General features: G+C 64.7%; 14 protein-coding genes. 13 read left to right on the forward strand and 1 reads right to left on the reverse strand.

Translation table 11 applies throughout. From position 1 onward, the window contains the following. Positions 1-3: 3 nt before the first annotated feature. The gene (locus LWC34_RS49710; RefSeq protein WP_233733088.1) at positions 4-1026 is read right to left on the reverse strand and encodes an LLM class flavin-dependent oxidoreductase; all 1023 of its coding nucleotides are present in this window, start codon (positions 1024-1026) and stop codon (positions 4-6) included. Positions 1027-1438: 412 nt separating this feature from the next. On the opposite strand from LWC34_RS49710, the gene LWC34_RS49715 reads away from it, so the two are divergent. From LWC34_RS49715 to LWC34_RS49775, 13 genes are all read left to right on the forward strand, one after another. Then, positions 1439-1909 (forward strand): TetR/AcrR family transcriptional regulator C-terminal domain-containing protein, encoded by a 471-nt coding sequence (locus LWC34_RS49715; RefSeq protein ID WP_233733089.1) that lies wholly within the window; start codon positions 1439-1441, stop codon positions 1907-1909. A gap of 176 nt (positions 1910-2085) precedes the next feature. Continuing rightward, on the forward strand, positions 2086-2790 hold the full coding sequence (locus tag LWC34_RS49720; RefSeq protein ID WP_233734160.1) for a GAF and ANTAR domain-containing protein: 705 nt from the start codon (positions 2086-2088) through the stop codon (positions 2788-2790). A 29-nt stretch (positions 2791-2819) separates the two neighbouring features. Beyond that, complete coding sequence (locus tag LWC34_RS49725) at positions 2820-3329, forward strand: hypothetical protein (RefSeq protein ID WP_233733090.1); 510 nt, start codon at positions 2820-2822, stop codon at positions 3327-3329. Continuing rightward, entirely contained in the window at positions 3289-4353 is a 1065-nt protein-coding gene (locus LWC34_RS49730) for a hypothetical protein (RefSeq protein ID WP_233733091.1), read from the forward strand. The genes LWC34_RS49725 and LWC34_RS49730 overlap by 41 nt, the downstream gene beginning before the upstream one ends. 43 nt (positions 4354-4396) lie before the next feature. Then, a complete protein-coding gene (locus tag LWC34_RS49735; protein WP_233733093.1) occupies positions 4397-4780 on the forward strand; it encodes a hypothetical protein in 384 nt (127 codons plus the stop codon). A gap of 79 nt (positions 4781-4859) precedes the next feature. Continuing rightward, positions 4860-5543, forward strand: a complete 684-nt coding sequence (locus tag LWC34_RS49740; protein WP_233733095.1) for a DUF6766 family protein — start codon at positions 4860-4862, stop codon at positions 5541-5543. Positions 5544-5573: 30 nt separating this feature from the next. Beyond that, positions 5574-6539, forward strand: a complete 966-nt coding sequence (locus LWC34_RS49745) for a DNA topoisomerase IB (protein WP_233733097.1) — start codon at positions 5574-5576, stop codon at positions 6537-6539. A gap of 29 nt (positions 6540-6568) precedes the next feature. After that, positions 6569-7087, forward strand: a complete 519-nt coding sequence (locus LWC34_RS49750) for a DUF1360 domain-containing protein (protein ID WP_233733099.1) — start codon at positions 6569-6571, stop codon at positions 7085-7087. Between the two features lie 5 nt (positions 7088-7092). Further along, complete coding sequence (locus LWC34_RS49755; RefSeq protein WP_233733101.1) at positions 7093-8082, forward strand: SDR family oxidoreductase; 990 nt, start codon at positions 7093-7095, stop codon at positions 8080-8082. Beyond that, positions 8083-8805 carry an alpha/beta fold hydrolase gene (locus LWC34_RS49760; RefSeq protein WP_233733103.1) on the forward strand — a complete coding sequence of 241 codons (723 nt, stop codon included), beginning with the start codon at positions 8083-8085 and terminating at the stop codon, positions 8803-8805. It begins immediately after the preceding gene. Beyond that, positions 8802-10070: a hypothetical protein gene (locus LWC34_RS49765; protein ID WP_233733105.1), complete on the forward strand. Its 1269-nt coding sequence runs from the start codon at positions 8802-8804 to the stop codon at positions 10068-10070. Before LWC34_RS49760 ends, LWC34_RS49765 begins: the two co-directional genes overlap by 4 nt. 36 nt (positions 10071-10106) lie before the next feature. Further along, entirely contained in the window at positions 10107-10775 is a 669-nt protein-coding gene (locus LWC34_RS49770) for an HAD family hydrolase (RefSeq protein ID WP_233733107.1), read from the forward strand. Between the two features lie 230 nt (positions 10776-11005). Further along, on the forward strand, positions 11006-12067 hold the full coding sequence (locus tag LWC34_RS49775) for a hypothetical protein (RefSeq protein ID WP_233733109.1): 1062 nt from the start codon (positions 11006-11008) through the stop codon (positions 12065-12067). The last annotated feature ends 11 nt before the right edge of the window (positions 12068-12078 follow it).

Genomic DNA, 12078 nt, shown 5'->3' on the forward strand with positions numbered 1-12078 from the left:
TTTTCAGCGCCAGCCCAGGTCAGGAGCGACGTGCGTGAGAATGCTCTCGATCACGTGCGCGTTGTAGTCGACGCCGAGCTGGTTGGGCACGGTCAGCAGCAGCGTGTCCGCCTCGGCGATCGCCTCGTCCTCGGCCAGTTGCTTCACCAGCACGTCGGGCTCGGCGGCATACGTACGACCGAAAATCGCCCTGGTGTCAGCGTCGATGTGGCCGATCTGGTCACGGCTGTCACCGTCCCGGCCGAAGTACCCCCGGTCAAGGTCAGACGTCAGCGCGAAAATGCTGCGCGACACCGACACACGCGGTTCACGGTCCCACCCGGCCTCGGTCCATGCCTTGCGGAACGCCCGGATCTGCTCGGCCTGCTGGACGTGGAAAGGCGCCCCGCCCTCGTCGTTCTTCAGTGTCGAGCTCATCAGGTGCATGCCTTGCTGAGCCGCCCATACGGCAGTGCCGTTGGAGCCCGCGCCCCACCAGATCCGCTCCCGCAACCCCGGCGAGTGCGGCTCGACGCGCAGCAACCCGGGCGGGTTGGCGAACATCGGACGCGGGTTGGGCTCGGCGAATCCCTTGCCCTGCAACACCATCAGCAGCACCTCGGCGTGCTTGCGGGCCATGTCGGCCTCGGTCTCGCCTTCGCTTGGCTGGTAGCCGAAGTACCGCCACCCGTCGATGACCTGCTCAGGTGATCCACGGGAGATGCCGAGCTGCAGCCTGCCACCGGCGATCAGGTCCGCGGCACCGGCGTCCTCGGCCATGTACATCGGGTTCTCGTAGCGCATGTCGATCACACCGGTGCCGATCTCGATGCGTTCGGTCTTCGCCCCGATCGCGGCCAGCAGCGGGAACGGCGACGCGAGCTGCCTGGCGAAGTGGTGCACCCTGAAGTAGGCGCCGTCCGCGCCGAGCTCCTCCGCGGCCACCGCAAGGTCAACTGCCTGCAACAACGCGTCCGACGCGGACCTTGTGCGGGAGTGCTGGCCGTCCGACCAGTGCCCGAACGAGAGGAAACCGATGTTCTTCATGCCATGGCCAACACCGAACACCGTTGATTGATTCCTCAACTAATTTTATGCCGTGAAGGTCTTCTCACCTTGGCGGCGTTGAACGCGTCAAACTCGGCCTTCGCGCCCGCCGGGACCTTAAGCAAGTCCGCGGGCTGACCGCTTTCGGCCACCTCAAGGTCCACTAAGGACAAAAAATCGCCTCGTCAGCCACACGTATCACACCAGCCCCACTTACCACGGGGTGGGATGCCGTGAAGGTCTTCTCACCTTGGCGGCGTTGAACGCGTCAAACTCGGCCTTCGCGCTCCTGAACGTCACGGCGTGGACTTCTTCAAGAAGGAGGCCGAGCGGGTGGCGTGAAGCTGGCCGACGAAGCCGGTACGGGTGCGCCGAGCATGCGCAAGCTCGCTGAGCGGCTCGGCGCGAGGCGATGTCGCTCTACTACCACTTCCGGAACAAGGACGTGCTGCTCGACGGCATGGTCGACCTGGTGTTCAGCGAGATCGAGCTGCCACCCGTCGACGCCGACTGGCAGCCCGCGATGCGACGGCGGGCCGTGTCGATGCGTGACGCGCTGAACCGTCACCCCTGGGCGGTCAGCCTGATGGACTCGCGAACGACCCCCGGTCACGCGTCGCTGCGCCACCGCGACGCCGTCATCGGCTGCCTGCGGTCAGGCGGTTTCTCGATCGCGGGCGCGGCCCACGCGGTCTCGCTGCTCGCCGTTCAAGTCACCGGCCGGGTTCGAGGAGGTGGCTGGCGCGATCCTGGACCAGCTGGCTGCCGAGGAGTTCCCGCACACCTCGCCGAGATGATCACGGAACGGGCCGGACACGCCTACACCGAGGAATTCGAGATCGGGCTCGATGTGATCCTCGACGGACTGCGGCGGTGGGCGTAGACACCTCCAGCAAAGGCGATGGTCAGCTCCGGTCGCCCGCGATGTAAGGTGATGTTGGCTTCGTTGAGCAGTCAGCGGCCTGGTTCGTGTTGGCCTTGTGTTGCTGATTACCTGCTTGCTGCGTGGACGCAGTAGATGGAGCTGGCTGAGTGGTGGGTGATACCCGCGTGGCTGAAATGCTTGATGATGTCCGTTCGGCTGTGGCTGCGCTGACGGCGACTCTCGAGACTGCTTCCGACAGTGCGGAAGTGCTTGACGCTGTCTGTTCCGAGGCGGTACGCGTGGTGCCAGGTGCCGACATGGCCAGCATCACCGCGATCGACGAAAGAGGCGCGCGAACGGCCGCGTATTCCGACAAGCGGGCCTACGAGGTCGACCAGGCGCAGTACGCAGCCGGTGACGGCCCATGCCTGCGCGCCGCCGCGACAGGGGAGACGGTTCGGCTGTCGTTGTACAACGCCAGCGAGCTGTGGCCCGACTTCGCCGCGAGCGCCAAACAGGTCGGCGTCGGCAGCTACCTGGCCGCGCCACTGCGCGTGGACGACCGACTTGCCGGTGCCATCAACCTTTTCGGGTTCGGCGACCACGGCTTCGCGGAGATGGACTCGAAACTGCTCGACCTGTACGTCACGGTGGTGACGTTCGGCCTGCGGACAATCCACCGATATCAGCAAGTCCGCGAGCTGGCCGACAACCTCGAGACGGCCATGCGGTCGCGCGCGGTGATCGAGCAGGCCAAAGGCATCCTGATGGCGACGTACAAGATCAGTGACGATGCCGCGATCCAACGGCTGATCAGCTACTCGCAGGGCACGAACACCAAGCTGCGCCAGATCGCGGCCGAGTTCGTGCGCAAGGCGTCGATCCCGGACGAGGAATAGCTTCCCGATCCCGGGGTACGCCTCGGACCATGACGGACACACTGCTCGGGATCTACTTGAACGACCACCTGGCCGGTGCGGTCGTTGGCGGCAAGCTGGCGAAGCGGCTGGCCAGGGCGGAACGCTACGAGCTGTACGGCCCGGTCCTGCACCGAATCGCCGGTGAGATCGACGAGGACCGGTCCGACCTGCTCAAGATGATGAACGCCTTGGACATCCCGGTCCGGCGCTACAAGACCGTGCTTGCCAAGGCGGGCGAGAGGATCGGGGCGTTGAAGCCGAACGGGCGGCTGTTGACGCGCTCGCCGCTGAGCCGGGTCGTGGAGCTGGAGGCGCTGCGGCTCGACGCGGAAGGCAAGGCGGCGGGCTGGCGCACCCTGAAAGCCTTGGCGGACTCCAGGTTGGATGCGGCGCGACTGGACGAGCTGATCGACCGGGCCACTACCCAGATCGAGGATTTGGAGCGGCTGCGGGTGCAAGCCGCGTCGGAGGCGTTCGATGGCAAGGCCGAATCGGTTGTTGCCCGCGACGATGCCTGATGTGGCAGTAGGTCTGCTCACTGACCCGGGGCTTGCCGCGGAACTCGTCGACCGGTTGCACGGCGATTTGTCCGAGCGACTGGGGGCCAGGGTGGACGTCGTGCACGATCCCTTCGAGGCGATGTACCCGGATATCAGCCTGCTGATGGAGAAGGCGCGGGAACACGTCCGCGGCACGGTGTGGGATCTGGTGATCTGCGTGACCGATCAGCCGATGCCGGGGGACTCCGGTGTCGCGATGGCCGGCTTGCACACGGCCGACCGGGTCGCGGTGATTTCCCTGCCCGCGCTTGGCTGGTTTCACCGCAGGCGGCTGCGTGCCTCGATCGTGGAGATCGTGGGTTACTTTGTGTCGTGCGAAACACCGGCGATGCCGGTGCCGACGACCTCCGTGCGCCGCTCGGAGTCCCATGTGGACGTTGTACTGCCCCGGCGGTGGGCGGTGTTGCAGGCAGTCATCGGCATGGTCAGGGTCAATCGGCCGTGGCGGTTGTTCCGTGGGCTGTCGAGGGCGCTCGCCGGGGCGTTGACCGGGATGACGTTCGGCGTGTTGTATTCGACGATCTGGACGTTGGCGGCCGTGTTGAGTCCGGCACGCTTGGCGGCTGCGACCGTCGCAGGCATTGCCATTCTCACGGTCTGGATCATCGTGGGCCATGAATTGTGGGAGAGCGCCCCGCAGACCCGGCTCCGAAATATCAGCACCGTCGTTACCGTTGCCGTTGGTGCGTTTGCGTTCTTTGTGGCGTTGTTCGCCATCGCCCTTGGCGTGATGGCGCTGGTGATCCCGCCTGGTTATCTGGCCGGGGTGCTTGGTCATCCGGTGGGTTTGTCCGACTACGTGACCATCGCGCTGATGGCCAGTGTGATCGGCACCCTTGCCGGTGCGGTGGGCTCTGGGCTCGAAAACGACACAACCGTACGAGAAGCGACATATGGCCACCGGGCACGCCAGCGCCGCAGCAGGGTGGAACACGAAGCCGAGGACGGCACCACGCCCACTCTTCGGTATCGCAAGGACTGACACGGTTAACCGAGCGCTGTTGCGGGTACTCAACTGTGTGCGGATGTTGCCGATGCTGCTCGTTGCTGTGTTCGTCCTAAGCGGATGCAGCGGCGCGTCAGAGTCCGCGCCTGTCCGGGAAATCGCGACCGAGTTCGTGTCCGCACTGGCCGACAACGACGCCACGACAGCATGTTCCCTGTTCGCGCCGCAGGCTGTGCAGCGTATCGCCAGGTTGCGGCCCGAAGGATGTGCGCAGGTTCTCGCCACCATGGGACTGCCGACGGATCGTCCTGGCCAGGTCGAGGTCTGGGGCGAGACGGCTCAGGTCAAGACCAGCGGCGACACGTTGTTCCTGAAGCGGTTCACGCAGGGCTGGCGCATTGTCGCCGCGGGATGTGTGTCGCGCGGGGAGGAGCCGTACGAGTGCAAAGTGGACGGAACATGATCAGTCGCGGGATTTTCCTCCTGTATCTCGTCATCATCCTCGGCGGGCTGCTCTACATGATCATCATCGGGTTGACGTCGTGAACCGGGTCACCCGCTATGTCCGCCACAACGGCCTGAGCCTGTTCTTCGGTGCCCTGTTCCTGCTCGCGTTGGCGGGGCAGGCGATCGCGGGTTTCGCGGATCACAACGACCGCATGATCGCCGACCACGCGGCGACCGTCAGCTTCCTCAGCTACGTGACCTCTGCCGACTTCGCGGTCGACGTGGCCGAGAACTGGCAGTCGGAGTACCTGCAGTTCTTCCTCTACATCATTGTGACGGTCTGGCTGGTCCAGGTCGGCTCCCCGGAATCGAAGCACCCGCGTGACATCGGCCAGGAAACCGACAAACAGCAACTGGTCGGCAGCCACAGCACAGCCGACTCTCCGAAGTGGACACGGCACGGCGGCTGGCGTACTGCCGTGTTCTCATGGTCGCTCGGATTGGCCATGCTGGGGCTGTTCCTGCTGTCCTGGTTGGCGCAGTCGGTGGCTGGACTGAGCGCGTACAACTCAGAACAGCTTGGCAATCTCCAGGATCCGGTCGGGTACGGCTACTACGTGACATCGGCTGACTTCTGGAACCGGACCCTGCAGAACTGGCAATCCGAGTTCCTCGCGATCGGCTCGATGGCGGTGTTCAGCGTGTATCTGCGGCAACGCGGATCGCCTGAGTCCAAACCGGTCGGCGCGCCCCACGCGACGACCGAGCAGTCCGGTTAGGTCAGCCCGGTGAATGGGTAGACGTCTGGCATGCGGTTGCGGCGGAGTGATCCGGCTGGGCCAGGGCTGACGCGACGCCGGCGAGGCAAGGGCTGGCAGTACCTGGACGAGAAAGGCGCGCCAGCGGACGCGCAATTCTGCGAACGCGCCAACGCGCTGGTGATCCCACCGGCCTGGCGCGACGTCTGGATCTGCCCATTTCCCAACGGGCACATCCAGGCAGTCGGCACGGATGACGCTGGCCGTCGCCAGTACATCTACCACGAGCAGTGGCGGGCCAAGCGGGACGAGCAGAAGCACGAGCGGGTGCTTGAGCTGGTCAAGCGCCTCCCGGAGTTCCGGCAAGCGGTGGAAACAGACTTGGCCGGACGTGGACTGACGTGTGCGAGGGTGCACGCGGGCGCGTTGCGGATGCTCGATCGCGGAGTTTTCCGCACCGGCGGCGAGGAATATTCCGACGACAGCCGCGGAGTGGCCACACTGCTGCGTGACGACGTTACCATCAGCAGAGGTGACCTGGCGTTCTGTTTCACGGCAAAAGGCGGCATTGAGCGGCGTCTGCGGATGAAGGATCCTGAGCTGGTCAAGCTCGTTCGCGCGCTGCGCCGGTCCTCGGCGGACACGGATCGGTTGCTTGTCTACTACCAGGGCCGGAAATGGCGTGAAGTGCACGCGGATTCCATCAACGAGCGGTTCAAAGAGCTGACGGGCGACGAATTCACCGCCAAGGACCTGCGTACGTGGAACGCCACAGTCGTTGCGGCAGTGGCATTCGCGGAGGCCGAGCGGCCGAAGTCCAAGACGGCGTTCAAACGGGCGGAGGCGTCGGTCCTCGACCAGGTTGCTGAGCAATTGGGCAACACCCGTGCGGTTGCGCGCCGGTCGTATGTGGATCCGCGGGTTGTCGAGGCGTTCAGTTCGGGAAAGACGATCGACCTGGCTGCGGTGGACAGCCGTGAGGAAATCGAACTGGCGGTGTACGAGCTGCTGGCGTAGCCGGTATTTGCAATGGGTACTACCTGTACATGCGAGCTGTCGACCGCGTCCGAGACGCCCTTGCCCAGGTACGCAAGCGATACCAGAACGGCGAAGACCGTCCTTTGCTCGGCTATGCGACTGTGTTGGGCGCTTACGGCGGAGTCGTGGGTCTGTTGGCGGCCGCCGGTCGTGTGACGGGAACGCGGTTGCCGGAGCGGTTCAGCCTCGGCGATACCGTCCTTGTAGGTATTGCCACGCACAAGGCAAGCAGGTTGCTGGCCAAGGATGCGGTCACGAGTCCCTTGCGTGCGCCCTTCACGCGTTACGAGGAGCCTGCCGGGGACGGTGAATTGAACGAATCCGTTCATGGCCATGGGGTTCGGCATGCTGCGGGCGAGCTGATGACGTGCCCGTTCTGTCTCGCGGTGTGGGTCGCGACCGGACTGACGGCTGGAATGGTGTTCGCGCCACGGTTCACCAGGGCGGCATCGACTGTGCTGACGGCAGTGGCCGTTTCGGACGTGCTTCAACTCGGCTACGACAGCGCCAAACAGATGGCGGGGTGAGAAACGTGTCGAAGGTCGTGGTGATCACGGGTGCGAGCGGTGGTGTCGGTCGTGCGACCGCGCGTGAATTCGCCAGGCGTGGTGACCGGGTGGCTTTGCTCGCACGTGGACAGTCGGGTTTGGACCATGCGGCTGCCGATGTCCGTGCCGAGGGTGGCGAGGCGTTGGCAATTCAGGTGGATGTGGCGGACCATCACGCTGTTTCGGCTGCCGCGCAGCGGGTGATGTACGACTTGGGGCCGATCGACGTCTGGGTCAACGACGCGTTCTCGGGTGTGTTCGCTCCGGTCACGGACATCGAGCCGGAGGAGTTCCGGCGGGTGATCGAAGTCAGCTACCTGGGCTATGTGTATGGCACGAAAGCGGCACTCAAGCAGATGATCCCGCGCGACACTGGGGTAATCGTGCAAGTGGGGTCCGCGTTGGCGTATCGCGGGATCCCGTTGCAGTCCGCATATTGTGCGGCGAAGCACGCGATTCAAGGTTTTCACGAGTCCCTGCGGTGTGAGTTGTTGCACGACAAGTCGAATGTCCGAGTGACAATGGTGCAACTGCCTGCCGTGAACACGCCACAGTTCGGCTGGGTGCTGTCCAGGCTGCCGCGCCGGGCGCAGCCGGTTCCGCCGATCTACCAACCAGAAGTGGCCGCACGGGCGATCGTGCACGCGGCCGACCACCCGAAGCGGCGTGAGCGGTGGGTCGGGGCGTCCACTGTGGCCACTTTGCTCGGGGACAAAGTGATCCCTGGGTTGCTGGATCACTATCTTGCGCGCAGCGGATACGCCTCGCAGCAGACGGGCGCGCCGCGTGACCCGGACCAACCGGTGAACCTGTGGAAACCGGCCGATGAGCGGACCGATCAAGGCGCCCATGGCACATTCGACGAGCAAGCCCATCCCCGCAGCACTCAGCAATGGCTGAGCCGTCATCGCGGGCTGATCGCAGGGGGAGCGCTGGTAGCGGCGGCTGCCGGGATCGTCCTCGGGAGATCGTGAATGCTGGAACCCCTGGCAACAGCGACATCGTGGGGACGGGTGCACGCGCTCGTCGGTGGCACGCCGGACCGTGGCGATCTTGTGGTGGCGCCGGGGCTCGGGGTTTCGGCTTACTTGCGTGAAAGCGTGGCGCACGCGGCAGCTTGCGGGTACCGGGCCTGGTTGCCCGATCCACCAGGATTCGGCCACAGCGACAACCCACCTCATCGGCTTGGTGTGCGCGATGTCGCCGAAGTGTTCGGGCAATGGCTGCGGCATCGGGAGCTGAGGGACATCACGTTGGTCGGCCACTCGTCGGGCACCCAGGTCGCGGCGCACATGGCGGCGGATGCGCCTGAGTTGGTCGCTCGATTGGTGCTCGGCAGCCCAACCATCGACCCGAAGTACCTGCCGTGGCCGAAAGCCGTGCTGCAATGGCGGCGGGACGGGCAGCTGGAACCGAAGTCTTTGGTACGGACCCAGGTTCCCGAGTGGCGACGAGCAGGCCCGTTGCGGCTCTTGCGATTGGCTCTGTCCGTGTTCGCGGACGACCTCGAAGCTTCGGTTCGACGCGTGACCTGCCCGGTCACGGTCGTTCGTGGTGAACGAGATCCGTTGTGTACCAGGGAATGGGCTCGTCGCCTTAGCTCGGACGTGGTGGAACTTCCAGGGCTGCCGCACGCCTTTCCGTACCAGGCGCCAAGTGTGTGGGTGGATGTAATGCAGGGGAGGACACCGTCATGACGGTCAAACCAGCCGACGCCATCGCCGCGTTCGACTCCGCCAGTGCCATGCTGGAAGCGACAGCGCGAGGAATCACGGGACGGCCGTTCGACCGGGTTGGCCGTGGCCGGTTGTTCGCCGCCACATTGCGCACCGCGAATCTGCTTCCGCGCTCGGTCCGGCAGAGCCTGTACGCGTTCGCTGGTGGCGCGGAAGGTGTTCGGCCTGACGAGCTGGGCTCGGTGGACCTCGAAGCGGTGGCTCAATGGGCCACCGAACACTATCCGGAGCGTCGATACCCTGCGGTCTTGCTGGGTTCGTCCAATGGCGCCGCGGTTCATTTGGCGACTGCGCTCGGCATCCCGTGGTTGCCGCAGACCATGCTGATTCCGGTTCGCTGGAAGGGAAATTCGCCGGACAGACCAGACCGGGCGCTGGAGTTCGGTGCGTCCGTGGCGCCGGAGTTGTTGCGGAACAACCCGGACATCGCATTGCACCACATGCACGACGCCAATCAGGACCGGTTGATGATTGGCCAGATGGCGTACTTCCGGTTCAAGCGCAGGCGATTGGGCGCCGCGTACGAGCGTTTCCTGCAGGATCGACTTGAGCCTGGGGCGCCGGTCATCGTGCTGGCCGACGAGTCGACATGGCCGGTCACGACCGTCGCCGACCGGCACGTGTTCCAGGTCGGTGCCCAAGGCGGTATCGGGCCAGAGGACTACGACCGGCACGGGATCGTCCCGGACACCTCGGCTCCCGAGGCCGAATGGGGCTTCGATCCGGCATTGCTTGAGGACGTGAACCGGTTCAGCGGCTCGCAGCCGGTGCACGTGATCCGGTATCCGAACACGCATGCCTTGTCCGGCCCGGTCGCCGACCTGTACCGGAATTGGCTGAACTCGGACCGGTTGCTGGTGGAATCGTTCCTGCTGATCGATCCGATCAGGACGATCGAGGCCCGACTGGTTCCACTGTGGACCATCTTTCCCGTGTCCTCGGCTGTCCGCACTGCTGTTGATTACCTTCGGTCTTCGGAAGAATTCAGGTCTGTGCACATCGGACTTTTCCCGCATGGCGTAGAGTCGGAGGGGATCGCCATGCCGTCGCGTTGGCGTGAAACGATCAGTGAAGCCAAGTTCATGGGTGTCGACACTCATCGGTATCCCGCGGACTTCGCCGCGTTGGTCCGCCATGGCGCCGCCTTGCGCAAGATGCCTCGGCGGCCATTGCCCGAAAAGCTCGACCTCGACGTGGCATTGCAGAGCCTTGGCCTGTTGACGTGATGGTTGCGGCCGTTGGCCGGTGGGCACTCTGCGGTTATGACTGATTGCCTGCTGTTCGATGTGGACGGCACCCTTGTCGACACCAACTTCCTGCACACAGTGGCGTGGCATCGGGCATTTCTGCGGTTCGACCTGGTGGTGCCGAACTGGCGGATCCACCGGGCCATCGGAATGGGCGGCGACCAGCTCGTACCAGCCCTGGTTGGCGAGAAGACCGAGGCTGACATCGGCGACAAGATCAGGCAGGCATGGGCAGACGAGTACCAGCCGCTGATCGAGCAAGTCCGCCCCTTCGAGGGCGCCCATCGGCTGCTCGCCGAAGCCGCCAGTAACGACGTTGTCGTCGTGCTGGCCAGTTCGGGCCCGCCCGACCACGTGGAGCATTACATCGACCTCCTGGACGCTCGTGACATCGCAGCCGCGTGGACAACCTCGGAGGACGTCTCGGAGACCAAGCCCGCGCCGGAACTGCTGGAGGTCGCGCTCGGCAAGGTGTCGGTCGAGCGTGCTTCGGTCGTGGGCGATTCCGTCTGGGACTGTGACGCGGCGAGCAGAAGCGGCCTCCCATCCGTCGGAACGCTGACCGGCGGCACCTCCCGGGCAGAGCTCATCGAACACGGCGCGGTCTCGGTGTACGAACACCTCGACCAGCTCAGAGCCGACCTCAACGATTTGCCGTACGTCCGCCTGGATGAGACGGCATGATCCTCGTGAGTGTTTATCGGCGTTCTAACGCCGATAAACACTCACGATGCAAGATTGGTCCGTTCGGTGTGATTGCCTGCGAGACGGTGACTTGAGCCCCACGTCCGGCGTTGAATGGTTGTGCGGATGGTCTTGGTGCTCGAGGGGGACTCGTGGACGAGCCGAGTTTCAAAGTCGTTGATACACGACGCCGTTTTTTAGCCTGGTTCGTTCCGCCCGCGGTCATCGCCTTGGTCGGCAGCGTCGTGCTCGGCGTCGCCGGGTACGCGGCCGGGCCGCTGAAGGACGTGACCGTGGTACGGGCGATGGTCGCGTCCAAACGGGAGTTCTTCGAGGACGAGCAGGTCAAGCGGATCATGATGGCGCACGGCTACGAGGTACAGGTGACACCGGTCGGGTCGCTGGATCTGGCCGAGAAGGTGGACCTCGACTCGTATCACTTCGTGTTCCCATCCGGCCAGAGCGCGGCCGACCGTATCCGGGAACGGCGGCGGGGCAAGCACGCCATCGCCTTCCGGCCCTTCTTCAGCCCAATTGTCCTTGCCACATTCCGTGACTACGCCGACGCGCTGTTCCGAGCGGGTGTCGCGCGCCCGCAGGGCGATCCGACGCTTTACTACGACCTGGAGATGGGCAAGCTGGTCGGGTTGATCGACCGCAAGGCGGTGTGGAGCGAGTTCGGTCTGAAGAATGGCAACCGGATCACCGCGCAGGCGCCGGACGCGTGTCGTACCTACTCAGGCGCTGTCTACGTGGGACTGGTTTCCTTCGCGCGCACCGGCCATCCGCCGGAGAACGAAGCCGACGCGGTCGCTATCGCCCGTGCGATCAAGCCGTTGTTCGACGTCGAGGGCCAGCATGGCGAGGACATGGCGCCGAAGTACTTCGCGCCGGAGGGGCGGACGTTCGCGCCGGTCGCGGTGTTGTACGAGCATCAGTTCATCGCACACCAGATCCGGAGTCGTCAGCAGACCGGGCGCCTTGACGACAGCCGGGTGCTGCTCTATCCAGCCGCGCAGCATCAGACCGCTCCCGAGCTGATCTCGCAGAGCCCGGAGGGTGACGCGATCGGCCACCTGATCATGGAAAACGACCAGCTGCGGCGGCGGGCGGTCGAACTGGGTTTCCACGTACTGAGCCCCGGCGACACACCTGTCGTGGACTTCGCCGATCTCCTTCGTGCCCACGACGTTCCCATTCCGACCACAGGCGTTGGTGATACCGAAACGTGGTTGCCAGCCAACGAGGTGTTCCGGGCGATGATCAAAGAGATCGGCCGCTGCACGTGGTGAGGCTTGCGATC

The sequence above is a fragment of the Kibdelosporangium philippinense genome (assembly GCF_021390435.2).
Taxonomy (GTDB): Bacteria; Actinomycetota; Actinomycetes; order Mycobacteriales; family Pseudonocardiaceae; genus Kibdelosporangium; species Kibdelosporangium philippinense.

Bases quoted from the DNA above. Each gene is read 5' to 3' on its own strand.
- LWC34_RS49710 (WP_233733088.1), bottom strand. From the start codon at position 1,026: ATGAAGAACATCGGTTTCCTCTCGTTCGGGCACTGGTCGGACGGCCAG.
- LWC34_RS49715 (WP_233733089.1), top strand. From the start codon at position 1,439: ATGTCGCTCTACTACCACTTCCGGAACAAGGACGTGCTGCTCGACGGC.
- LWC34_RS49720 (WP_233734160.1), top strand. From the start codon at position 2,086: ATGCTTGATGATGTCCGTTCGGCTGTGGCTGCGCTGACGGCGACTCTC.
- LWC34_RS49725 (WP_233733090.1), top strand. From the start codon at position 2,820: ATGACGGACACACTGCTCGGGATCTACTTGAACGACCACCTGGCCGGT.
- LWC34_RS49730 (WP_233733091.1), top strand. From the start codon at position 3,289: ATGGCAAGGCCGAATCGGTTGTTGCCCGCGACGATGCCTGATGTGGCA.
- LWC34_RS49735 (WP_233733093.1), top strand. From the start codon at position 4,397: ATGTTGCCGATGCTGCTCGTTGCTGTGTTCGTCCTAAGCGGATGCAGC.
- LWC34_RS49745 (WP_233733097.1), top strand. From the start codon at position 5,574: ATGCGGTTGCGGCGGAGTGATCCGGCTGGGCCAGGGCTGACGCGACGC.
- LWC34_RS49750 (WP_233733099.1), top strand. From the start codon at position 6,569: ATGCGAGCTGTCGACCGCGTCCGAGACGCCCTTGCCCAGGTACGCAAG.
- LWC34_RS49760 (WP_233733103.1), top strand. From the start codon at position 8,083: ATGCTGGAACCCCTGGCAACAGCGACATCGTGGGGACGGGTGCACGCG.
- LWC34_RS49765 (WP_233733105.1), top strand. From the start codon at position 8,802: ATGACGGTCAAACCAGCCGACGCCATCGCCGCGTTCGACTCCGCCAGT.
- LWC34_RS49770 (WP_233733107.1), top strand. From the start codon at position 10,107: ATGACTGATTGCCTGCTGTTCGATGTGGACGGCACCCTTGTCGACACC.